The 21,041-nt window shown below is 71.2% G+C and carries 21 protein-coding genes and 1 tRNA gene; 15 read left to right on the top strand and 7 right to left on the bottom strand.

Annotated elements, in window-relative coordinates:
* Nucleotides 1-6 precede the first annotated feature (6 nt).
* Genes HF024_RS12790 through HF024_RS12780 form a run of 3 tightly spaced genes read left to right on the top strand, consistent with a single transcriptional unit; the run spans nucleotide 7 to nucleotide 2,923 of the window.
* Nucleotides 7-1,080 carry an iron chelate uptake ABC transporter family permease subunit gene (locus HF024_RS12790; RefSeq protein WP_085369721.1) on the top strand — a complete coding sequence of 358 codons (1,074 nt, stop codon included), beginning with the start codon at nucleotides 7-9 and terminating at the stop codon, nucleotides 1,078-1,080.
* 2 nt (nucleotides 1,081-1,082) lie between these two features.
* Nucleotides 1,083-2,114: an iron chelate uptake ABC transporter family permease subunit gene (locus tag HF024_RS12785; RefSeq protein ID WP_085369826.1), complete on the top strand. Its 1,032-nt coding sequence runs from the start codon at nucleotides 1,083-1,085 to the stop codon at nucleotides 2,112-2,114.
* Nucleotides 2,115-2,116: 2 nt separating this feature from the next.
* Entirely contained in the window at nucleotides 2,117-2,923 is an 807-nt protein-coding gene (locus HF024_RS12780) for an ABC transporter ATP-binding protein (protein WP_168689782.1), read from the top strand.
* Nucleotides 2,924-3,195: 272 nt separating this feature from the next.
* Here the strand turns inward: HF024_RS12780 and HF024_RS12775 are convergent, their stop codons facing one another.
* Nucleotides 3,196-4,320: an epoxide hydrolase family protein gene (locus tag HF024_RS12775; RefSeq protein ID WP_168689781.1), complete on the bottom strand. Its 1,125-nt coding sequence runs from the start codon at nucleotides 4,318-4,320 to the stop codon at nucleotides 3,196-3,198.
* 31 nt (nucleotides 4,321-4,351) lie between these two features.
* Here HF024_RS12775 and hisS point away from each other — a divergent pair, with 31 nt between their 5' ends.
* The 6 genes from hisS (at nucleotide 4,352) to HF024_RS12745 (ending at nucleotide 11,013) form a co-directional block, all read left to right on the top strand.
* Nucleotides 4,352-5,644 carry a histidine--tRNA ligase gene (gene hisS, locus HF024_RS12770; RefSeq protein WP_168689780.1) on the top strand — a complete coding sequence of 431 codons (1,293 nt, stop codon included), beginning with the start codon at nucleotides 4,352-4,354 and terminating at the stop codon, nucleotides 5,642-5,644.
* Nucleotides 5,645-5,778: 134 nt separating this feature from the next.
* Nucleotides 5,779-7,059 (top strand): phosphopyruvate hydratase, encoded by a 1,281-nt coding sequence (gene eno, locus HF024_RS12765; RefSeq protein ID WP_168689779.1) that lies wholly within the window; start codon nucleotides 5,779-5,781, stop codon nucleotides 7,057-7,059.
* A gap of 228 nt (nucleotides 7,060-7,287) precedes the next feature.
* The gene (locus HF024_RS12760) at nucleotides 7,288-7,779 is read left to right on the top strand and encodes a septum formation initiator family protein (protein WP_247597109.1); all 492 of its coding nucleotides are present in this window, start codon (nucleotides 7,288-7,290) and stop codon (nucleotides 7,777-7,779) included.
* Complete coding sequence (locus HF024_RS12755) at nucleotides 7,779-8,294, top strand: DUF501 domain-containing protein (protein ID WP_168689777.1); 516 nt, start codon at nucleotides 7,779-7,781, stop codon at nucleotides 8,292-8,294. The genes HF024_RS12760 and HF024_RS12755 overlap by 1 nt, the downstream gene beginning before the upstream one ends.
* A complete protein-coding gene (locus HF024_RS12750; RefSeq protein ID WP_168690898.1) occupies nucleotides 8,291-9,562 on the top strand; it encodes a S8 family serine peptidase in 1,272 nt (423 codons plus the stop codon). The genes HF024_RS12755 and HF024_RS12750 overlap by 4 nt, the downstream gene beginning before the upstream one ends.
* A gap of 38 nt (nucleotides 9,563-9,600) precedes the next feature.
* On the top strand, nucleotides 9,601-11,013 hold the full coding sequence (locus tag HF024_RS12745; RefSeq protein WP_168689776.1) for an NAD(P)/FAD-dependent oxidoreductase: 1,413 nt from the start codon (nucleotides 9,601-9,603) through the stop codon (nucleotides 11,011-11,013).
* An 81-nt stretch (nucleotides 11,014-11,094) separates the two neighbouring features.
* On the opposite strand, the gene HF024_RS12740 is transcribed toward HF024_RS12745, so the two are convergent.
* Complete coding sequence (locus tag HF024_RS12740; protein ID WP_168689775.1) at nucleotides 11,095-11,682, bottom strand: YigZ family protein; 588 nt, start codon at nucleotides 11,680-11,682, stop codon at nucleotides 11,095-11,097.
* Nucleotides 11,679-12,122 carry a MarR family transcriptional regulator gene (locus tag HF024_RS12735; RefSeq protein ID WP_085371257.1) on the bottom strand — a complete coding sequence of 148 codons (444 nt, stop codon included), beginning with the start codon at nucleotides 12,120-12,122 and terminating at the stop codon, nucleotides 11,679-11,681. Before HF024_RS12735 ends, HF024_RS12740 begins: the two co-directional genes overlap by 4 nt.
* A gap of 103 nt (nucleotides 12,123-12,225) precedes the next feature.
* Between HF024_RS12735 and HF024_RS12730 the strand changes: the two genes are divergently transcribed.
* The gene (locus HF024_RS12730) at nucleotides 12,226-13,614 is read left to right on the top strand and encodes an MFS transporter (protein ID WP_168689774.1); all 1,389 of its coding nucleotides are present in this window, start codon (nucleotides 12,226-12,228) and stop codon (nucleotides 13,612-13,614) included.
* 51 nt (nucleotides 13,615-13,665) lie between these two features.
* Entirely contained in the window at nucleotides 13,666-14,049 is a 384-nt protein-coding gene (locus HF024_RS12725; protein WP_168689773.1) for a phage holin family protein, read from the top strand.
* A gap of 45 nt (nucleotides 14,050-14,094) precedes the next feature.
* Here HF024_RS12725 and HF024_RS12720 read toward each other — a convergent pair whose 3' ends face one another.
* Entirely contained in the window at nucleotides 14,095-14,646 is a 552-nt protein-coding gene (locus HF024_RS12720) for a cysteine hydrolase family protein (protein ID WP_168689772.1), read from the bottom strand.
* A gap of 36 nt (nucleotides 14,647-14,682) precedes the next feature.
* A tRNA-Leu gene (locus HF024_RS12715) sits at nucleotides 14,683-14,756 on the bottom strand.
* A gap of 63 nt (nucleotides 14,757-14,819) precedes the next feature.
* Between HF024_RS12715 and HF024_RS12710 the strand changes: the two genes are divergently transcribed.
* Nucleotides 14,820-15,197 (top strand): hypothetical protein, encoded by a 378-nt coding sequence (locus HF024_RS12710; RefSeq protein ID WP_168689771.1) that lies wholly within the window; start codon nucleotides 14,820-14,822, stop codon nucleotides 15,195-15,197.
* Between the two features lie 115 nt (nucleotides 15,198-15,312).
* Here HF024_RS12710 and HF024_RS12705 read toward each other — a convergent pair whose 3' ends face one another.
* The gene (locus tag HF024_RS12705; protein WP_168689770.1) at nucleotides 15,313-16,800 is read right to left on the bottom strand and encodes an MFS transporter; all 1,488 of its coding nucleotides are present in this window, start codon (nucleotides 16,798-16,800) and stop codon (nucleotides 15,313-15,315) included.
* A gap of 129 nt (nucleotides 16,801-16,929) precedes the next feature.
* Here HF024_RS12705 and HF024_RS12700 point away from each other — a divergent pair, with 129 nt between their 5' ends.
* The 3 genes from HF024_RS12700 to HF024_RS12690 all read left to right on the top strand — a co-directional run bounded on the left by HF024_RS12700 (nucleotide 16,930) and on the right by HF024_RS12690 (nucleotide 18,715).
* Nucleotides 16,930-17,505, top strand: coding sequence for a TetR/AcrR family transcriptional regulator (locus HF024_RS12700; RefSeq protein WP_085371251.1), 576 nt, complete (start codon nucleotides 16,930-16,932; stop codon nucleotides 17,503-17,505).
* 233 nt (nucleotides 17,506-17,738) lie between these two features.
* Nucleotides 17,739-18,107 carry a VOC family protein gene (locus HF024_RS12695; RefSeq protein ID WP_085371250.1) on the top strand — a complete coding sequence of 123 codons (369 nt, stop codon included), beginning with the start codon at nucleotides 17,739-17,741 and terminating at the stop codon, nucleotides 18,105-18,107.
* A 233-nt stretch (nucleotides 18,108-18,340) separates the two neighbouring features.
* Complete coding sequence (locus HF024_RS12690) at nucleotides 18,341-18,715, top strand: YchJ family protein (RefSeq protein WP_168689769.1); 375 nt, start codon at nucleotides 18,341-18,343, stop codon at nucleotides 18,713-18,715.
* Here the strand turns inward: HF024_RS12690 and HF024_RS12685 are convergent.
* Nucleotides 18,712-21,027: an Ig-like domain-containing protein gene (locus HF024_RS12685; RefSeq protein WP_247597108.1), complete on the bottom strand. Its 2,316-nt coding sequence runs from the start codon at nucleotides 21,025-21,027 to the stop codon at nucleotides 18,712-18,714. The genes HF024_RS12690 and HF024_RS12685 overlap by 4 nt on opposite strands.
* Nucleotides 21,028-21,041 lie beyond the last annotated feature (14 nt).

The following is a 21,041-nucleotide window of genomic DNA, read 5'->3' as shown; positions in this document are numbered from 1 at the left end:
AGGCGGATGGCCAGGAGCGTCACAGCGACGGCGGACGGCGGGCAGGGGATCGCGCACCAGGGGCGCACATCCACTGCCCGCCGGCGGCGTCGGCTGGCATACGGGTTCGGCGCGGCGGTCGTCGCCCTGCTGGTGGTGTGCATCCTGAGCCTGATGCTCGGCTCCAACCCGATCAATCCCGCCTCGGTGTTCAACGCCCTCCTGCACTACCGGAAGTCCGATGAGGCGTCGCTGATCGTGGTGGACAGCAGGCTGCCGCGCACCCTGCTCGGGCTGGGCGCCGGACTCGCGCTCGGGCTAGCGGGAACGGTGATGCAGGGGCTGTCCCGCAACCCGCTGGCCGACCCGGGCATCCTGGGGGTCAACTTCGGCGCGTCGCTCGCGGTCGTGGTCGCCATCGCCGTGTTCGGGATCACGACGCCCGGCGGCTACCTGTGGTTCGCCTTCGCCGGGGCGGCGCTCGCCTCGGTGGTCGTCTACGCGGTGGCGTCCGCCGGACGGGAGGGGGCGACCCCGATCAAGCTCGCCCTCGCGGGGGCGGCGGTCTCCGCAGCGCTCGGGTCGCTCATCACCGCGGTGCTCCTCACCAGCAGGGTGTCGCTCGATGCGCTGCGGTTCTGGCAGGTCGGCTCGCTCGCCGGCCGCAACTTCGGCGTGTTCTGGCAGGTGCTGCCGACCATCGTGATCGGAGCCGTCATCGCGCTCGCCCTGGGCCGCGCGCTCAACGGGCTCGCGCTCGGCGACGACGTCGCCCGCGGTCTCGGCCAGCGCGTCGGGCTGTCCAGGGGCTTCTCGGCCGTCGCCGTCGTGCTGCTCTGCGGCTCCGCCACGGCGGCCGTCGGGCCGATCGCGTTCGTCGGCCTGGTGATCCCGCACGTGGCCCGCTGGGTGGTCGGGGCCGACTACCGCTGGATCCTCGCGTTCTCCGCCGTGATCGCCCCGACGATGCTCATCGCCTGCGATGTGATCGGCCGGCTCGTCGCGTGGCCGGGCGAGCTGCAGGTGGGCGTCGTCACGGCGTTCGTCGGTGCCCCCGTGTTCATCGCGCTGGTGCGCCGTCGCAAGCTGGTGAGCCTGTGACCGTGGATGCGGCGCGGGCGGCCGGCGCCGACCGCCGCTCGCGCGCATCCCGGGTCGTCACCGTGTCCGTCGTGCTCGGCGTGCTCATCCTGCTGGTGTCCGCCGTGTCGCTGAGTCTCGGCGCCGCCGCCGTCGCGCCGGCCGACGTCCTCGCCGCGCTCGTCGGGCGGGCGGACAGGCTGACCCAGTTCGTGATCCTGGAGCTGCGGCTGCCGCGCCTGCTCGCCGCCGTGCTGGTGGGCGGCTGCCTCGGGCTCTCCGGAGCGCTCATCCAGTCCATTGCGCGCAACCCGCTGGCGAGCCCGGACATCATCGGCATCACGGCGAGCGCGAGCGCGACCGGCGCCATCGCACTGGTCTGGTTCGGGCTGACCGGCCTGGCGCTGTCCGGCACCGTCGTGGCGGGAACGCTGGTCGCCGCGCTGCTGATCTACCTGCTGGCCTGGCGTGGCGGCATCAGCGGCTACCGGTTCGTGCTGATCGGCATCGGCTTCGCCGCCGTCGCCGGTGGCGTCGTGTCCTACGTGCTCACCACCGCCGACCTCACGGATGTGCAGCAGGCGCTGGTCTGGCTCACCGGCAGCATCAACAGCGTCGACCCTGTCGCGCTGACCGTGCTCGCGGCGAGCGCCGTGGTGCTCGTGCCGTGCGCGCTGCTGCTCGGTCGCCCGCTCGCGGCGCTCGGCCTGGGCGACGACACCGCGGCGGCGGTCGGCGTGCGGGTGGAGCGGACGCGGCTGCTCGTGGTGCTGGTGGCCGTCGCACTCGCGGCGGTCGCGGTGTCCGTGGCTGGACCGATCGCGTTCGTCGCGTTCCTCTCGGCGCCCATCGCCCGGCGGCTGGTCGGACGCGGATCGCTCGCGCTGGTGCCGTCGGCGCTCGTCGGCGCGCTCGTGCTGGTGATCTCCGACATCGTGGCGCAGTTCGCTGTGCCGGACGTGGCGTTCCCGGTCGGCGTCGTCACCGGCATCGTCGGTGCACCGTATCTGCTGTGGCTCCTCACCAGGACCAACCGAATCGGCCGGGGAGGCTGAGCATGACCGACAACCATCACCTCGCCGCGCGCGAACTCACCCTGTCCTACGACGGCAGGGTGGTCGTCGACGGCCTCGACCTGGAGGTGCCGCCCGGCACGGTCACCGCGATCGTCGGACCGAACGCCTGCGGCAAGTCGACGCTGCTGCGCGGCCTGTCGCGGCTGCTGGCTCCCGCATCCGGGGCCGTGCTGCTGGACGGGACGGACATCCACTCGCTGCCGACCAAGCAGGTGGCGACGATGCTCGGCCTGCTGCCGCAGACGCCGACGGCGCCGGACGGGATCACCGTGGCCGACCTGGTCGGCCGCGGACGGTATCCGCACCAGGGCTGGTTCCGCCGCTGGGCGGCGGAGGACGACGAGGCGGTCGCGTCCGCGATGGTGTCCACCGGGGTGGCCGACCTGGCAACGCGGGCGATCGACGAACTCTCCGGCGGGCAGCGCCAGCGGGTGTGGATCGCGATGGCGCTCGCCCAGCAGACCGACATCCTGCTGCTCGACGAGCCCACCACGTTCCTCGACATCAGCCACCAGATCGACGTGCTCGACCTCCTGCTCGACCTCAACGCCGAGCGGGGGACCACCGTGGTCATGGTGCTGCACGACCTCAACCTGGCCGCCCGGTACGCCGACCACCTGATCGCCATGCGCGCCGGAGCCATCGTGGCGGCGGGGACGCCGGCGGAGGTGGTCACGGCCGAGCTGGTGCGGGAGGTGTTCGGCGTCGACTCCGTCATCGCACCGGATCCGGTGACCGGCACGCCGCTCGTCGTCCCGCTCGGCAGGCACCACACGCTCGGGGAGTGACGGCGGCGGGAGTGACGGCGGCGGGGCGCTCTCGCGCATCCCGGTGACCGGCAGCGTGCCCGCTAGGCGCTGTCAGCCCGCCATTCGGGTGAGAGGTCCGCGATCCGCGGGTTCGACTCTCCTGGATGGCTGACGGGCACGTTGTCGGCCTGTGTCTGACAGCGAGCATCTACCCGTGGTCGGACGGATGCGACTCATGTCAGGTCCATCGGGACACCACCGAAGTCGCAGGGCACGACCATGAGGGTGGCAACGCGCTCATCCTACGCCGGTCAGGAGATCGACGCGAAGAAGCTCCGGATGCGGTCGGCGGCGAGGTCGGGCTGCTCCAGGCCGAGGAAGTGGCCGCCCCGCGGCGCCACCTCGAACGAGCGCAGGTCGTCGGCCGCGCGCTCGGCGAGCGAGCGGGGGAACCCGTCCATCACCGGCTCCCTGCTCAGCAGCACGCCGAGCGGGGCGACGATGGGCGGCCGGGGCGGGTTCGCCTCGTAGTCGAAGTACTGGCGGAACGAGGTGCCGATGCTTCCGGTGGCCCAGTAGAGCGTCGCGATGGTGAGCAGCGCATCCCGTGGCACCACGCTGTCGAGGTCGCCGTCGACCCAGTCGTGCCACTTGTCCGCGATCCAGGCGAGCAGCCCGGCGGGGGAGTCGCCGAGGGCCGCGGCGATGGTGTCTGGACGGGTGGCCATGATCTCGCTGTACCCGCCGTCCGCCGCGTCGTACGCATCCACCGACGCCAGGTATGCGCGCTCGTCGTCGCTCTGCGGTTCGTCGTCGGCGGGGAACGGCGCGTGGATGAGCTGCACGCCGATGAGGCGGTCGGCGTGCTCAGCGCCGAGCCAGGTCGCCGCTCCTCCGCCGATGTCTCCGCCGAACGCCGCGTACCGGTCGTAGCCGAGCACAGTCGTCATCAGCTCGTGCAGGTCGTCGGCGATGGCCTGCCTGGTCAGCGGCCGGTCGGGCAGCTCGGAGAAGACGAAGCCGGGCAGCGACGGCACGATCACATCGAACGCGATCCGCGCATCCGATCCGGAGCCCGCCGGGTTGGCGAGGCGCTCGGCCAGCGGAAGGTACTCGGTGTACGCGCTCGGCCAGCCGTGCAGCAGCAGCAACGGGATGCGCGTCTCCGCCGATCCGGCGGCGGGCACCCGCACGAAGTGGATGCGGTGCCCTCCCACATCGGCGAGGTACTGGTCGTAGGCGTTCAGCCGCTCCTCCTGGGCCCGCCAGTCGAACGCCAGCCACGACTCCACCAGCTCGTGCAGCACGGGGCCGCCCGCGCCGCCCTCCCACGGCGACGACCCGACCGGCTGCACGAAGCGGGTGGCCGTGAGCCGCGCACGCAGGTCGTCGAGGAGGTCGTCTGGAAGCTGGATGCGGAACTCGTCGATGCTCATCCCCGCCACGCTACATGGAAGAATCGTTCGCATGGCTTCTCCGATCACCCCGCCTCGCGGCATGCGCGACTTCCTCCCGGCAGACAAGGCCCGCAGGGAGCATGCGCTCGGCGTGATCAGGAAGAGCTTCGCAGCCCACGGGTTCGACGAGATCGAGACGCCGGTGGTGGAGGACGTCGCCCGGCTGCACTCCGGCCTCGGCGGCGACAACGAGAAGCTGGCGTTCAGCGTCCTCAAGCGCGGCCTGGACGCGGACGACCTGCAGGCCGCGATGGACTCGGGCGACCTCCTCAGCCTCACCGACCTGGGTCTCCGGTTCGACCTGACGGTCCCGCTCGCCCGCTTCTATGCGACGCACCGCGCGGAGCTGCCTCCGGTCTTCCGGTCGATCCAGATCGCGCCGGTCTGGCGCGCGGAGCGCCCGCAGAAGGGCAGGTACCGCCAGTTCGTGCAGTGCGACATCGACATCATCGGCGAGGCGGGCCAGCTGGCGGAGGTCGAGCTGATCACGGCGACAGCGGCGGCACTGGATGCGCTGGGCCTCGAGAACTGCACGATCCGGATCAACGACCGGCGCATCCTGAACGGGCTGCTCGAGTTCTGCGGTTTCGCGGAGGCGCGCTGGCCGCAGGTGCTGATCTCGATCGACAAGCTCGACAAGATCGGCGCGGAGGGCGTGGTGAAGGAGCTGAGCGCAGACGGCGCAGACTCCGCGGCGGTGCTCGGCGGCATCCTGGAGCAGCTGGAGCCGCACATCGCCGAGGGCGGCGTCGCCATGACCGTCGAGGCGATCACCGGCATCCTGCCGGACGGGATCGACACCGACGCCATCGCCGCCCTGGAATCGCTCGCGCACGCGCTCGACGCCCTGCCGTCCGGCGTCTCGCTGCGCTTCGACCCGACGCTGGTGCGCGGCATGGGGTACTACACCGGCACCATATACGAGATCGCGCACCCCGGCTCCGGCAGCTCGGTGGGTGGCGGCGGCCGCTACGACGGCATGATCGGACGCTTCCTCGGCACCGACGTGCCAGCCTGCGGGTTCTCGATCGGCTTCGAGCGCGTGGTCGACCTCATCGAGACCCCGGAAGACGCGGCGGCGGACTCCGTCGTGCTCGTCTACGACCAGACCGTGCCGTTGAACCGTCTGCTCGCCATCAAGGCGGAGCTGATCGCCTCCGGCCGCCGGGTGCGCCTCGACCGCCGCGCCAAGAACCTGAAGGCCGTGCTCGACCGTGCGGAGGCGTCCGGCTTCCGCTCCTTCGCGTTCGTGAACGCCGACACTCCGGATGCGGCGGCCCTGGAGCTCAAGCCGCTCGGCTGACCTCGGCGCGGCCGGGCCCCCGGTGCACCTCGGTGCACCCCCGGTCGGTGCCGCACGCGGACGTCAGTAGACTGGCGAGCGGATCACCGCTGATTTAACCCACCCCCACACACATGTGAAACAAGGAGACTGTTGTGGCTCAGATCGAAGCTGTAGGCGCTCGCGAGATTCTCGACTCGCGCGGAAACCCGACCGTCGAGGTCGAGGTGCTTCTCGAAGACGGCACGGTCAGCCGTGCCGCCGTGCCGTCCGGTGCGTCGACCGGTGCGTTCGAGGCGTACGAGCTTCGTGACGGAGACAAGGACCGCTACCTCGGCAAGGGCGTGCAGAAGGCCGTCGACGCCGTTCTCGACGAGATCGGCCCGGCCATCGAGGGCTTCGAGGCCGCAGACCAGCGCCTGGTCGACTCGGCCATGATCGAGCTCGACGGCACGGAGAACAAGAAGCGCCTCGGCGCGAACGCCATCCTCGGCGTCTCCCTCGCCGTCGCCAAGGCCGCTGCCGACTCCGCAGACCTGCCGCTGTTCCGCTACATCGGCGGACCGAACGCGCACACCCTGCCCGTTCCGATGATGAACATCATCAACGGTGGTGCGCACGCGGACACCGGCGTCGACATCCAGGAGTTCATGGTCCTGCCGATCGGTGCGGAGACCTTCTCCGAGGCCCTCCGCTGGGGCGTCGAGACCTACCACTCGCTCAAGTCGCTGCTCAAGCAGCGCGGGCTCAGCACCGGCCTCGGCGACGAGGGCGGCTTCGCGCCCGAGCTCGAGCACAACCGTGCCGCCCTCGACCTCATCTCCGAGGCCATCCAGAACGCCGGCTTCACCGTCGGCCGCGACATCGCGCTCGGCCTCGACGTCGCCTCCACCGAGTTCTTCGAGAACGGCGTGTACCGCTTCGAGGGCCAGGACCGCACCGCGGCCGAGATGTCGGCGTACTACGCGGAGCTCGCCGCGAACTACCCGCTGGTCTCCATCGAGGACCCGCTGGCCGAGGACGACTGGGAGGGCTGGGCGCACCTGAACTCCGAGCTGGGCGGCACGCTGCAGCTCGTCGGCGACGACCTGTTCGTCACCAACCCGGCGCGTCTCGCCAAGGGCATCGAGCTCAAGGCGGCCAACAGCATCCTGGTCAAGGTCAACCAGATCGGCACCCTGACCGAGACCCTGGATGCGGTCTCGCTGGCCCAGCGCAACGGCATGACCGCCGTGCTCTCCCACCGTTCGGGTGAGACGGAGGACACCACCATCGCCGACCTCGCCGTCGCCACGGACGCCGGCCAGATCAAGACCGGTGCCCCGGCCCGCTCCGAGCGCGTCGCCAAGTACAACCAGCTCCTCCGCATCGAGGAGGAGCTCGGCGAGGCAGCCGTCTACGCCGGCCGCAGCGCCTTCCCGCGCTTCACGGCGTAACAGCACGCGCACAAAGGCCCCCGGATCGCCGATCCGGGGGCCTTTCGCATCCCGCGGCGACCTCGCCGAACGGAGCACCGGCAATCACGGGACGCGCGGCGGGGGAGCACAGGGAGCGCGCGGGTGGGTGGCTTACGATTGTCGAGCGGGGACCGTCGGCCCCGATCTTGGTCGTGTGCGTTGGGAGGGCTTGTGGCTGCGCCTCGTACACGCCGGGTCCCTGTCGCCATGTCGTCGGGATCGGCCACGGGACGCTGGCTGCGCGGGCTGCACTTCTCCGGCTTCTCGCTGGTGATGATGGGGCTCCTCATCCTCGCCGTCGTCGTGCTCGCGCCCACCGCGCAGAGCCTCATCTCGCAGCGGCAGCAGATCGCCGACCAGCAGAAGGCGGTGGATGCGCTGTCCGGCCAGGTCTCCGACCTCAAGGAGCAGCGCGCCCGCTGGAACGACCCCAGCTACATCAGGGCGCAGGCGCGCGACCGGCTCTACTACGTGATGCCCGGCGAGGTCAGCTACCTCGTGATCGACGACAGGGCCCCGGCCGCACAGACCAAGGATGCGCCGGTCAGCTCGAAGCTGCAGAAGACCGAGACCGACTGGCTCGGCTCCCTCTTCGGCTCGTTCATGGGCGCCGGCCTCAGCGACGCGACACCGTCGCAGCTCGGCGGCACGGCCCCGGCGAGCACTCCCACCCCCACCTCGACCCCTGGCGGCAAGTGATGACCACCCCACCCTTCGATGCAGTGACCGACCAGGACATCGCGACCGTGTCCGCCCAGCTCGGGCGGCCGGCGCGCAATGTCGTCGGCATCGCGGCGCGCTGCGTCTGCGGCAACCCCACCGTGGTGTCCACCGCCCCGCGGCTGGACGACGGCACGCCGTTCCCGACCTTCTACTACCTCACGCATCCCGCAGCGACCGCCGCTCTGTCGCAGCTGGAGGCCACGCAGGTGATGAACGAGTACAACGAACTGCTCGAAGCCGACGAGTCCGTGCGCGACCAGTATGCGGCGGCCCACCGTGCATACCTCGCCGACCGGGAGTCCATCGCCGTCGTCGACGAGATCGCCGGCATCTCCGCCGGAGGCATGCCCGTGCGCGTCAAGTGCCTGCACGCCCTCGGAGCGCACGCGCTCGCCGCAGGACCGGGGGTGAACCCGATCGGCGACCTCGCTCTCGCGCGCGCCGACTGGTCGCCCGAGGTGTGCGAGTGCCAGGACTACACCGCAGGATGACCCGGCTCGGCCGCGCAGCGACCGCCGTCGCCCTGGCAGGACTGCTCGGGCTGGCCGCCGCCGTCGCGCCGTCCAGCGTCGCGCACGCCGATCAGGTGCGCGACCTCGAATACTGGCTGACCGACTACGGCTTCACCCAGGCTTGGAAGACGACCAAGGGCGCAGGCGTCAAGGTCGCGGTGATCGACACCGGCGTCGACGGCAGCGTGCGCGACCTGGCCGGGGCGGTCGTCGGCGGCACCGACGTGTCCGGCGTCGGGGCGGCGAACGGGCAGAAGCCGCTCGGCGACGCCGGCTCCGCCGACCACGGCACCTGGGTGGCGTCGCTGCTCGCCGGTCGGGGAGCCGGCCCGGACAGCGGCGTGCTCGGCGCCGCGCCCGAGGCGAGCATCCTGACGGCGTCCGTCGCGCTCGGCTCCGCCTCCGGCGCCATCGGCAGCGACGAGCAGATCGCGACAGCCGTGCGCTGGGCCGTGGACAACGGCGCGAAGGTCATCAACATGTCCCTCACCAGGAACACGCTCGACTGGCCGACCAGCTGGGACGAGGCGTTCCAGTACGCGTTCGACCACGACGTGGTCGTCGTCGCGGCGGCGGGCAACCGGGGGAGCGGCACCACCGAGGTCGGCGCGCCCGCCACCATCCCGGGTGTCGTCGCCGTCGCCGGGGTCGACCGGCAGGGGCAGGCGAGCTTCGACGCGTCGTCGCAGGGCATCACCATCGCCGTCTCCGCGCCCAGCGAGCAGCTGGTCGGGGTGAGCCCGGGCGGCGGCTACGTGCAGTGGGCGGGCACCAGCGGGGCGACCCCGCTGGTGGCGGGAGCCGTCGCGCTGATCAGGGCAGCGCATCCCGAGCTGAAGGCTCCGGATGTGATCGAGCGGCTCATCAAGACGGCCCGCGCTGCACCGGGAACCGTGCCGAGCCCGATCTACGGCTACGGACTCCTGGATGCGGCCGCCGCGGTCAGCGCGAAGGTGCCGCACGTCTCGGCCAACCCGATGGGCGACCTTTCCGAGTGGGTGCGCATCCACCGCAGGGCGGACGTGCCCACCAGCCCGGCGCCCGGCAAAGTCCCGGCGACGACGGCCACTCCGCACGCCCTCCCCGCCGCCCCGTCTGCGCGGGTCGATCAGCTGCTCTGGCCGCAGTGGACGGCCCTCACCGGCTTCTGGCTGCCGTTCAGTCTGATCACCGGTTTCGCCGCTCTCGTGGTCCTCGGCGGGGTCGGCGCATTCCGGCATTTCAGAGCGACGGGCAGCAGGGAGTAGATTAACTGAATACTTTCGTGTTGAGGAGACCCACCACTGTGCCCAAAATCCTGATCGTCGGCGGCGGATACGCCGGTTTCTACACTGCGTGGAAGCTCGAGAAGCAGCTGCGCAAGGGGGAGGCAGAGGTCACTATTGTCGACCCGCTGCCCTACATGACCTACCAGCCGTTCCTTCCCGAGGTCGCAGCCGGGTCCATCGAGCCGCGCCACGCGGTGGTCGCCCACCGCCGCCACCTCACCAAGACCAACGTCGTCACCGCCAAGGTCACGTACGTCGACCACGCGAAGAAGACGGCGACCATCCAGCCGCCCATCGGCGACGCGTACGAGTTCGAGTACGACATCGTCGTGGTCACCGCCGGCGCCGTGTCGCGCACGTTCCCGATCCCGGGCGTCGCCGACCAGGCCATCGGCCTCAAGACCATCGAGGAGGCCGTCGCCATCCGCGACCGCGTCCTCACCAACTTCGACAAGGCGGCCAACCTGCCCGCCGGCCCCGAGCGCGACCGCCTGCTGACCTTCGTGGTCGTCGGCGGCGGCTTCGCCGGCATCGAGGTGTTCGCCGAGCTGCGTTCGTTCGCGAGCGCGCTGCTCAAGAACTACCCGCAGATCTCGTTCGAGGACACGCACTTCCACCTCATCGAGGCGATGGGCCGCATCATGCCGGAGGTGTCGCTCCCGACCAGCCACTGGGTGATCAAGAACCTCGCCCAGCGCGGCGCGGAGATCCACCTGGACACCCAGCTCGCGAGCGCCGTCGACGGCGTCATCGAGCTGTCGACCGGTGAGAAGTTCGAGACCGACCTGATCGTGTGGACCGCCGGTGTCATGGCGAACCCCACCATCGTGCGCCACACCGACCTCCCGATCGAGGAGCGCGGCCGTCTCCGCGTGCGCGCCGACCTCCGCGTCGGCTCCGACGACGAGATCATCAAGGACGCCTGGGGCGCCGGCGACGTCTCGGCCGTCCCCGACCTCACCGGCGGCGGCGTCGGCGGTTTCTGCGTGCCGAACGCCCAGCACGCCGTCCGTCAGGGCAAGCTGCTCGCGAAGAACATCATCGCGGACCTCCGCGGCGAGCTCCCGCGCCAGTACTTCCACAAGAACCTGGGCGCTGTCGCCGGCCTCGGTCTCGGCGTCGGAGTGTTCCAGTCCGGCAAGCTCGCCATCAAGGGCCTCCCCGCCTGGTTCGCGCACCGTGGATACCACGGCCTCGCGATGCCGAGCTGGGAGCGCAAGTGGCGCGTGCTGTGGGGCTGGTGGAACAACTTCTGGCTCGGACGCGACATCGTCTCGCTCGCAGCGACGCAGCACCCGCGTGCCGTCTTCGAGGAGTTCGCCGCCCGTCCCAAGCCCGCAGTGGCAGAGGCCCCTGCGGTCGACGCTCCGAAGAAGGCTCCGGCCAAGAAGTCCGCTCCGAAGGAGCCGGCCGAGGTTGCAGCCAAGTAGCAGCAGAGTGTGAACGGAAGGGCCCGGTGCGAGCGATCGCACCGGGCCCTTCGGTGTTTCGGGCGTCGCGGTGCGGGGCCGTCAGCCCTCGACCACCGCGCGGCCCTGCGTGAGGTCGCGGACCGCATCCCGTGCTGTTGCGGCCCGTGACGTCGGCAGCCGCAGCGTGAACCGCACCGCCTCTGCGTACTCCGCGTCTCCGGTCTCGTAGCCTTCGCCGTCCGCCCAGCGCCGCACGCGCTCGGCGTCGCCGTACTCGGCCGCCACCACGAGCACCGTCTCCGGCACGCGCTCGACGACGGGCGCATCCACCAGGGCGGCAGCGATGGCATCGGTGTACGCGCGCACCAGGCCGCCCGCTCCGAGCTTCACCCCGCCGAAGTACCGCACGACCGCCCCGAGCACGCCGTCGAGGTCGTGGTGTCGCAGCACCTCCAGGATGGGGCGCCCCGCCGTGCCGGACGGCTCTCCGTCGTCCGACATCCCGGAGTGCCCGCCCGCCAGCAGCGCCCAGCAGACGTGGTTCGCTCCCGGATGCGCGGCGCGCAGCCGTGCCACCTCGGCCAGCGCGGCCTCCCGGTCGGCGACGGGCGTTGCCAGCGCGATGAAACGGCTGCGACGCACCTCGACCTCCGCGGTGACGGGGGAGGAGAGCGTGAACGGACTCATCCTTCCGCCATCTCCCACAGCACCCGGGCGGCTTCGGCGAGAGCCGCGCGCTCGGCGGGTGTGCGTTCGGCGAGCTGCGCGTCCAGCCAGGCGTGGCGCCGGGCGCGTGCATCCCCGGCGACCCGGTGTCCGTCCGGGGTGGGGGTGAACAGCACGCGCCGCCCGTCCGCCGGATCTGTCTCCCGCACCACGTAGCCGAGGCCGACCAGGCGGTTGACCGTCTGGCTCATCGAGGCGGCGGTGACGCGCTCGTGCTCACTCAGCGCGGTGAGCGTGGTGGGGCCGTAGCGGTGCAGGTGGCCGAGGACGGACATCGCCGCGTCCCCGAGTTCTCCGCTGGCGCGTTCGGCGCGCAGACGGCGGTAGCTCCGGGCGATCGAGCGGGTGAGTCGCTCCCCGAGGTCGTCGGAGGGGAGGGTGTCGCTTGCGTGTGCATCCACGGATGATTAGTATACCTAAAGAAATAGTTCACACGCGTAAAGCATCCGGGAGGATGAGACGGACACAGGCACGGAGAGCACAGGTACCGAGAGCACGCACGCGGTGCGCGCGCGCACGCCGTTCGGGTGGCGGTTCACCGCACCGCTCCTCCTCGGCTCCACGCTGAACCCGATCAACAGCTCGATGATCGCGACCGGGCTGCTGAGCATCGGCCTCGACTTCCACCTCGGTCCGGGCCAGACGGCCAGCCTCATCTCGGTGCTCTACCTCTGCAGCGCCGTCAGCCAGCCCACGATGGGCAAGCTGGCCACCCTGTTCGGGCCGCGCCGCGTGTTCATGGCCGGGGCGGTCATCCTGTTGGCGGCGGGCATCGTCGGTGCGGCGGCGCCCGGTTTCGGCTTCCTGCTCCTCTCCCGCGCGCTCATCGGCATCGGCACCTCCGCCGCCTATCCGACCGCGATGGCCCTGGTGCGCCGCCGGGCCGACGAGCACGGGATCGGCGTGCCCGCCCGCGTGCTCGGCAACTTCTCCATCGCGGCCCAGATCACCACCGTGTTCGGGTTGCCGCTCGGCGGCCTGCTCGCTGGGACGTTCGGCTGGCGCGCGCTGTTCTTCGTGAACATCCCGCTGGCGGTCGTCACGTTCGTGTTCACGCTGCTCGGCGTCGAGAAGGATGCGCCGCGCGAGCACCAGGGCGCCCGCGCGCTCCTGGTGTCGGTCGACATTCCGGGCATCGTGCTCTTCGCGGGCACCATCGTGAGCGCGCTGGTGTTCCTGTCCGGGCTCGCCTCCCCTCTCTGGTGGCTGCTCCCCGTCGTCGCCGTCTTCGGTACTGGGCTGATCCTCTGGGAGCGGCGCGTGGCCAAGCCGCTGATCGACGTCCGGATGCTCGCGAGCAACCGCCCGCTGCAGCGCACCTACCTGCGCCAGACCCTCTCCGCCCTCGTCGTCTACTCGGTGCTCTACGGCACGAGCCAGTGGATGGAGCAGGCCGCCGGATACAGCGCGACGGCGGTCGGCCTCATCCTGTTGCCGTTGTCCGGTCTCAGCATCGTGATCGCCCGGGTCGCCTCCACCCGCGGCTGGGTGCGCTGGCCGCTCGTCATCGGCGCCGTCTCGGTGGTGCTGAGCGCCCTGGTGATGCAGTTCATGGACGCGGACGCGAGCATCTGGCTGCTGATCGGGATGTCCCTGCTGCTCGGCTGCGCCAACGGTTTCACCGGTTTCGCCAACCAGGCGACCCTGTACGTGCAGGCGCCCGCCGCCGAGATCGCGGTCGCCTCCGGGCTGTACCGGACGTTCGCCTACCTGGGCGCGATTTTCTCCTCCAGCCTGATCGGCATCACCTTCGGCCGTCAGGCCACGGACGCAGGCCTGCACACGCTCGGCTGGGTGCTCGGCGGCATCGGCGTGCTGCTGGTGCTGATCACGGTGCTCGACCGCCGCATCCCGGCCACCACCGCCGCGGCAGCGGGCGGCAGCAGAGCCTGAGTCGCGGCGGGTTTCCGCTATCCTCGGGAGCACCGTCGACGGGAGACCGCTGTGATCCGATTCCTCATCCGTGCCGCGATCTTCCTGGTGACCGCGGCCATCGGGCTGCTCGTCGCCGGCTGGCTGGTGCCGGGCGTGCGGCTGGAGTGGGGCGGCTTCCTCGTGGCGGCGATCGTGTTCGCGATCGCTCAGAGCATCCTGTCGCCGTTCGTGTTCAACATCGCGCGCAAGTACGCCTCAGCGCTGCTCGGCGGCATCGGACTGGTGTCGACCTTCCTGGCGCTGCTCGTCGCGAGCCTGTTCCCCGGAGGCATCCACATCGACGGCGCGACCGCCTGGGTGCTGGCCACGCTGGTGGTGTGGATCGTCACGGCGCTGGGCGGGTGGCTGCTGCCGATCCTGTTCCTGAAGAAGCGGGTCGTCACCGCGCGGTGAGTGGGGTTCGGTGAGCGTGGCGGTGCGCTGGGGCTGGCGGCGCGGCTACGGCCGCGAGCCAGTCACTTCGGTCGCGCCGACCAGCGTGGCGAAGTTGCCGGACAGCGCGGCCATGAACGCCGCGTGCACCGCCTCGCCCGGCACCGTCGTGCCGCCGAACGTCAGGTCGGGCGCCGCGCACGCATCGTGCACGAGGGTGACGGCGAACCCGAGGTCCGATGCCGCGCGGACGGTCGAGTCGACGCACATGCTCGACATCATCCCGAGCACGACCAGCTCGTCGGGCGCGAGCGAGCGCAGGGTGTCCTCCAGTGACGTGCCGACGAACGCGTTCGGCTCGGCCTTCCGCAGAACGGGCTCGTCCCCGGCGGGAGCGACGAGCGGATGGATCTCGACCCCGGCCGTCCCCGGCCGCATGAACGACGCATCCGGTGCATCCCACACGTGCTGGATGTGCACGACGGGATCGCCCGCCTCCCGGAACGCCACCAGCACCGCCGACGCCCGCTCGGCCGCCGCCACCGACCCGACCAGGGGATGCGCGCCGCCGGGGAAATAGTCGTTCTGGATGTCGATGATGACGAGAGCGCGAGTCATGGGAACCCTTCCGATGCGCGGTGCCGAGGCGGCGAGTACCCCCAGTGGGACTCGAACCCACACTGAAGCGATTTTAAGTCGCCTGCCTCTGCCGATTGGGCTATGGGGGCCCGGCTTCCATCGTAGCGGCGCGGGTGCGGCGTTCTCGGAGGGGCGGCGGGCAGAGTGGGCGTGTGGAGTCGGGGAGCGGGCGACGGGGGAGGGCTCGGTTCACGCTGACGGTTTTTCTGTCGGCGGTGGCCGTGCTGGTGGCGTGGTTCTGGTTCGCGGTCGTCGTGGAGGACACCTGGGGCGACGAGTGCAAGGCGCGCGCCGCCGGGCAGAGCGGGGTGGGCCTGCTCGTCGCGCTGGGGGTGGTGCCGCTCGTGCTGGTCACGCTCGGCGCGGCGGCGGCGCTCGTCGCGTTCGCGCCCGGGAGGCGCGGCGCAAGGGTGCTGCGCGGGCTCATCGCGACGGTCGTCCTCACCGCTGCCGGGCTGTTCCTCGCGTGGTGGGCGAGTGGCGGGATGCTCGTCGCGCACCTCGCGCTCGGCTCCGGCTGCCTGGGCTGAGCGGCGCGAAGGCGGGTACCGGCGTGCACGCGAGCGTGGGCAACACACGCGCACCGACGCCGACGGCGCCCGCGGGGGAGTACCCCGTGGACGCCGTCGCACCGTGAAACCGTGCTCAGTGCATACCGAGCGGCCCACCGGAGCCGGAACCACCACCATCCGCAGGGATGCGCCGCCCCCAGATCGCGAACAGCACCAGCGCCGCGGCCGGGAATGCCGCCCCGAGCAGCAGCGACGTGGAGATGCCGCGTGCCTCGCCAGAGGTGGCCGTGACCGCGATGAACACCGTGGTCAGGACCGCGACGCCGACGCTGCCGCCGAGCTGCTGCATCCCCTGCACCAGGCTGGATGCCGCGCTCACCTCGTCCGACGGGGCCTGCGCCATCGCGATGGACGTGAGCGGTGCGAAGGTCAGGCCGGCGCTGATGCCGAGCACGATCGCAGGTCCCAGGATGCCGCTGAGGAAGGTGCTGGATGCGCTCATCTGGCCCAGCCAGATCAGGCCGACGACCATGCCGCTGAGGCCGAGCACGCCGACCACCTTCTCGCCGACGCGGGGGAGCAGGTAGCGCGGGGCCAGCTCGTTGGTGATGAGCATCGCGCCGACGAACGGCAGCAGGGCGAGGCCGGTTCCGAGCGGGTCGAAGCCGAGCACCTTCTGGGTGAAGAGGGTCACGAAGTAGAAGAAGCCGAACATCCCGGCCGGGACCAGGAGCATCCCGAGCAGCGGTGCCGCCGTGCGCATCCGCGAGAAGAAGTGCAGCTGCACCACCGGGCTCGAGTGCTTGCGCTCGATGAAGATCAGGCCGACGAGGGATGCTGCGGCGATCACGAACGACGCGATCGACTGCACGTCGGTCCAGCCGTGGCTGGCGGCGCGGGTGAACGCGTAGACGAGGGCGACCATCCCGATCGTGGAGACGGCAGCGCCGCCCAGGTCGAGCTTCGCCGGAACGCGCTTCGTCTCGGTGAGGAACAGGGCGGCGCCCGCGATGATCAGGATGCCGATCGGCACGTTGACGAACATGACCCACTCCCAGCCGAAGCTGGTGGTGAGGATGCCGCCGAGGATCAGGCCGATGGCGCCGCCGCTGCCCGCGGCGAGCACGAACAGGGACATCGCGCGCGCCCGGTTCGCGCCCTCGGTGGTGTTGGCGACGAGCAGCACGAGCGTGCTCGGCGCGGCGATGGCGGCGCCGATGCCCTGCAGGATGCGCGCGGCGACCAGGATCTCCGGCGAGGGCGCGAACCCGCCGAGGGCCGACGCGACGATGAACACGCCGACGCCCACGATCAGGGCGAGCCTGGCTCCGACGATCGAGCCGATCTTGCCGCTCAGCAGGATGAGGCCGCCGAACGCGAGCGCATACGCGGTGACCACCCACGACAGGTCGGTGGGGGAGAAGTGCAGTTCGTTCTGGATGTCGGGGAGGGCGACGTTGACGATGCTCGCGTCGACCACCAGCATCAGCTGCGTGATGAAGACGACGACGAGGCCGAGGGCCGGTCCGCGCAGCGAGGCACGGGATGCGCGGGGCGCGCTGGTGGTGACGGCGGGAAGCGGGGAGGTTGGTGGGTTCTCGTTGAGTTCGGTGGTCGACATATGGTGCGTTCCGTTCCGCGGGGCTTAGACTGCTATCCGGAGAGACTCTCCTCTTGAGTGATCAACAATATGGAGACTGTCTCCGCTTTGTCAATGGCGATGAAGTGAACAGGTCGAGAAGGAGTTCGAATGGGCGGCGACACCATCACCCAACCCAAGCCGTTGCGCGCGGACGCGCAGCGCAACTACGACAAGATCGTCAACGTGGCGTGCGAGGCGTTCGCCGAGAACGGCGTGCAGACGTCGCTCGACGACATCGCCAAGAAGGCCGGCGTCGGGGCGGGAACGCTCTACCGGCACTTCCCGACCAGGGAGTGCCTGCTCGCCGCTGCCCTCGTCGAGAGCAGGCAGGGCCTGGACGCCCGGGCGACGGAGCTGCTGACCAGGCCGGATGCGGGTGAGGCCCTCAACGACTGGCTGATCGACCTGGCCAGGCACCTGTCCAGCTACGACGGGCTGCCGGACTCGGTGGCGGACGCGGTCTGCGACCCGGAGTCGCCGCTGACGGCGCCCTGCAGTTCGATGAAGGTCGCCACCGCGCGCCTGCTCAGCAGGGCTCAGGATGCGGGTGCGGTACGGCCCGACGTCGTCGCCGACGACCTGTTCGTGTTCGCCAGCTCACTGGCGTGGGCGGCCAATAAGAGCGGATACACCCGCGACGATCTGCGCAGGGTGCTGAACCTGTTCGTCGCCGGGCTGCGCTGAAGCATCCGGAACGACTGACGCGTCCGGAACGAGCCGGATGGGGCGCGCCAGACGGCGCTCCGCGATCAGCGGTTGCGGTACGGCGACTTCGCCATCTGCACGAGGGCGGCCAGCGAGAGGCCGCCGCCGACGATGACGACGAGCCAAATGAATCCGATGAGCAATCCAGCCATGCATTCACGGTACACCGTCGGACGCTGGCGGACGCGCGTGGCGGGGCGGATACTGAGGCCATGATGCGCATCGGATCGATCGTGTGGGGTGTGCGGGACGTGCCGCGGGCCATCGAGTTCTGGACAGCGGCCATCGACTACCGGCCGCTGCGGGAGCCCGACGACGATTGGGCGATCCTGGTCCCGAACGCCGGGCACGGCCCGCAGCTGGCGATCACGCAGGTCTCCAGTGCGGCCGCCGAGCATCAGCGCCACCACCTGGACCTGTATGCGCTCGACCAGGGGGAGGAGGTCGAGCGCCTGCTGGGGCTCGGCGCATCCCGGGTGGACTGGGACTACGAGGAGGGCGCGGACTACGTGGTGCTCGCCGACCCGGACGGCAACAGGTTCTGCGTGGTGGCCGCCGGTGAAGCGGCGCGCGAGCACTGACCGCTGTGATGCGCGCTGACGGCTGCAGTGTGCGCAGGCGGCGGCTGTGAGGACTTTCAGCGCGCGGAGAGGCTGCGTTCAAGGTTGCGGTGGAGAGTGAGAGCGGACGCCGAACTGGTGTGGTGTCTCCCGACCCGGTCGTGGCATCGATTCCCCGTAGCGCCACGGCCGGGTCCTTCTCGGCCGGCCGCATCCGGCGTCGGCGGAAGCGTCGGCGCGGGTAGGCTCGTGCGGTGCCTTCCTCCCGCTGTCCCTGCCTGAGCGGCCAGCCGTACGACGAGTGCTGCGGTCCGCTGCACCGCGGCGAGCAGGCGGCGCCGACGGCCGAGCGGCTGATGCGGTCGCGGTTCTCCGCGTTCGCGCTCGGCGACGCCCCGTATCTGCTGCGCAGCTGGCATCCGTCGACCCGGCCGCAGACGCTCGAACTCGACCAGGGTCTGCGCTGGTACCGGCTCGACATCGAGCGCACCGAGCGCGGCGGCCCGTTCGACCGGGACGGCGTCGTGGAGTTCTCCGCCTACTACACGGGCACGGAGCGCGGGGTGCAGCACGAGGCATCCCGGTTCCTGCGCGACGGCGGGGACTGGTACTACGTGGATGCGCTCTAGCGCGACGGCTCCACGTATTTCTCCCACAGCCAGACGCACACGCTGAGCGCGGCGAACGCGAAGGCGGCGATGGCGATGACCAGCGTGCTCTGCCCCGTCTCGACGAGGGAGGCAACGGGAAGAAGCAGCGCGAACAGCAGGGTGTAGACGACCAGCGCCAGTCCGACCCAGATGCCCCGCGACCACTGGAACACCTGTCGTCCGGCGAGCCCGCCGATCGGCAGCAGGGCGATGGCCGCGGAGCCGAGGCCGAGCAGCGACACCGCGTTGGCGAGTTCGCGGAAGAACGCCGAGACCACGCCGGTCGGCTCGGGCAGCAGGCCGACGGTCAGCCAGGCAATCACGCCGAGCACGGCGACGCCGGCCAGCTGGACGGCGGCGACCCTGCCGCGCGCCACCCTCCCGGCCGCACCGGCGAACGCGACGCCGAGGATCAGCCCGAACAGGAGGGCGGGCTGCAGCCCGATCAGCCGCGAGGCGACGGCAGCGACGCCGACGATGATGAGCATCGACGGCCGGAAGATCATGGTCGCCCGACCGCCGCCGAAGTGCGGGGAGGTCCAGCGCGCGACGGCCACCCAGACAGCGTTCACCGCGGCCAGCGCGACCGCGATGGCGAGGATGACGCGCAGGTATGCCCCCGCGTCGTCGACCGGGCTGGACAGGGTCACGAGGGCTGCCGCCGCGACGAATGCCGTCGGGATCAGCCACGGGCTGCGCGGGGCGGCAGCTCCGGATGCGGCGTCCGCCGACGCGACGGAGGCCCCGGATGCGCCGACTTCGGATGCACCGGCCCCGGATGCCCCGACGCGGGATGCCCCGGCAGCGTCCGCGTCGCGCAGCTCCGCCCTGCTGCGGTTGCGTCCGAAGATGCTCGCCCGGGTCCGCGCGGCGCGTCCGTCGCGTTCGCGCGCGACGGTCACCGCGAGCAGCCGGGCAGGCAGCGCGAGCAGCAGGAGGGCGGCGACGGCGAGCAGGAGCGACCGCAGCCAGCCCGGGAAGGCGGCGGCGGAGACGACAGGGGCCGACGCGCTGGTGAACGGGGTCCCCATCCAGTCCGGCCGGGTAGGGGCGCCGTTTCCGCTGTACGGGTCGAACGGCGTCGGGCTCGGGGTCGTGCCGGGCGGCACGACGGGGACGGCCGGCGACGGCGTCGTGTGCGGGGAGGGCGTCGTGCTCGGCGACTCGGGAGACGTGCTGGGCGACGGCGCGGCGGTCAGGACGGTGATCGCGACCGGGTTGGATCCGCCGCTGACGTTGCCCGCCGCATCCCGTTGCAGCGCGGAGACGGTGAACCGTCCTGCGCCGAGCGTTCCGGTGCACGACCACGCCGTGCCGCGCACGACGGCCGTGCACACCACGACGCTGCCGTTGTCGTCGCTGCCGTACACGGTCACCTTCGCGGCGTCCTCTCCTGTGCCGGAGAAGGCGAGCGGGCGGCCGACTGGGGTCTCCGTGCCCGGGGCGGGGGAGCCGATGCGCGGAGCGGCGGGAGGCGTGGTGTCGACGGTGATCGCGACGGGCGCGCTCCTGCCGGAGGACTGGCTGGAGAACGGCGCGCGCTGCGTCGCGGTGATCGTGTGCTTGCCGCTCGGCAGCGGCTTGCTCAGCACGCAGCCCCAGGTGCCGGTGGAGTCGGCGGGGAAGGAGCAGGTGGAGCCGTTCTCGGCGCGGACCGTGACGGTCGCCCCCGGGTACGCCGTGCCGTGCACGCCGCCGCCGGAGACGAGGGTGCCGTTCAGGGCGGCGATGACCGGCGGGGAGAGCACATCCACCCGGTCGGAGGCTTCGAGGCCGTTGTTGCGCGACTCGGCGCGGACCACCACGCCCGGTCCGTCCGGCGGTGTGGGGAGCGCGCAGGACCAGTCGCCGCTCGCGTTCACCGGGGCGTCGCAGCGGGCGCCGGCCGTGCTCGCGGCTCCGGCGGAGACGTGGATGAGGTCGCCGGGCGTGCCGGTGCCGGATACGGTGAGCGGGAAGGAGGTGACGAGACCGGAGGGCAGCTGGTCGATCGTCGGAGGGCCGGGAGTCGGCGGCGGGGAGGTGGGGGGAGCGGTGTCGGACGGTGCCGCGCTCGGGGTGGTGTCTGCCGGCGAAGTCTGCGATGGCGAGGTCTGCGATGGCCTGGACAGCTGAGGGGAGTTCTGGGCCGGTGTGCCGGAGGAGGGTGACGGCGACGGCGTGGAGGTGGCGGCGCTGGCCGGGGCGACGACGCCGACGGCTCCGAGGATGGCTGCGCTCGCGAGGCCGACCACGATCAGGGCACCGACAAGCAGCCCGGACGACCCCCTCGGCCGGACTGGTGGCGACACATCAGACGAAAACA

The sequence above is a fragment of the Leifsonia sp. PS1209 genome (assembly GCF_012317045.1).
In the GTDB taxonomy this organism is placed as follows: Bacteria; Actinomycetota; Actinomycetes; order Actinomycetales; family Microbacteriaceae; genus Leifsonia.
This window is presented reverse-complemented; position numbering and strand designations above follow the sequence as displayed.

Bases quoted from the DNA above. Each gene is read 5' to 3' on its own strand.
- HF024_RS12720 (WP_168689772.1), bottom strand. From the start codon at position 14,646: ATGACTCGCGCTCTCGTCATCATCGACATCCAGAACGACTATTTCCCC.
- HF024_RS12755 (WP_168689777.1), top strand. From the start codon at position 7,779: ATGACCACCCCACCCTTCGATGCAGTGACCGACCAGGACATCGCGACC.
- HF024_RS12775 (WP_168689781.1), bottom strand. From the start codon at position 4,320: ATGAGCATCGACGAGTTCCGCATCCAGCTTCCAGACGACCTCCTCGAC.
- HF024_RS12780 (WP_168689782.1), top strand. From the start codon at position 2,117: ATGACCGACAACCATCACCTCGCCGCGCGCGAACTCACCCTGTCCTAC.
- HF024_RS12700 (WP_085371251.1), top strand. From the start codon at position 16,930: ATGGGCGGCGACACCATCACCCAACCCAAGCCGTTGCGCGCGGACGCG.
- HF024_RS12760 (WP_247597109.1), top strand. From the start codon at position 7,288: ATGTCGTCGGGATCGGCCACGGGACGCTGGCTGCGCGGGCTGCACTTC.
- HF024_RS12695 (WP_085371250.1), top strand. From the start codon at position 17,739: ATGATGCGCATCGGATCGATCGTGTGGGGTGTGCGGGACGTGCCGCGG.
- HF024_RS12790 (WP_085369721.1), top strand. From the start codon at position 7: ATGGCCAGGAGCGTCACAGCGACGGCGGACGGCGGGCAGGGGATCGCG.
- hisS (WP_168689780.1), top strand. From the start codon at position 4,352: ATGGCTTCTCCGATCACCCCGCCTCGCGGCATGCGCGACTTCCTCCCG.
- HF024_RS12740 (WP_168689775.1), bottom strand. From the start codon at position 11,682: ATGAGTCCGTTCACGCTCTCCTCCCCCGTCACCGCGGAGGTCGAGGTG.
- HF024_RS12705 (WP_168689770.1), bottom strand. From the start codon at position 16,800: ATGTCGACCACCGAACTCAACGAGAACCCACCAACCTCCCCGCTTCCC.
- HF024_RS12750 (WP_168690898.1), top strand. From the start codon at position 8,291: ATGACCCGGCTCGGCCGCGCAGCGACCGCCGTCGCCCTGGCAGGACTG.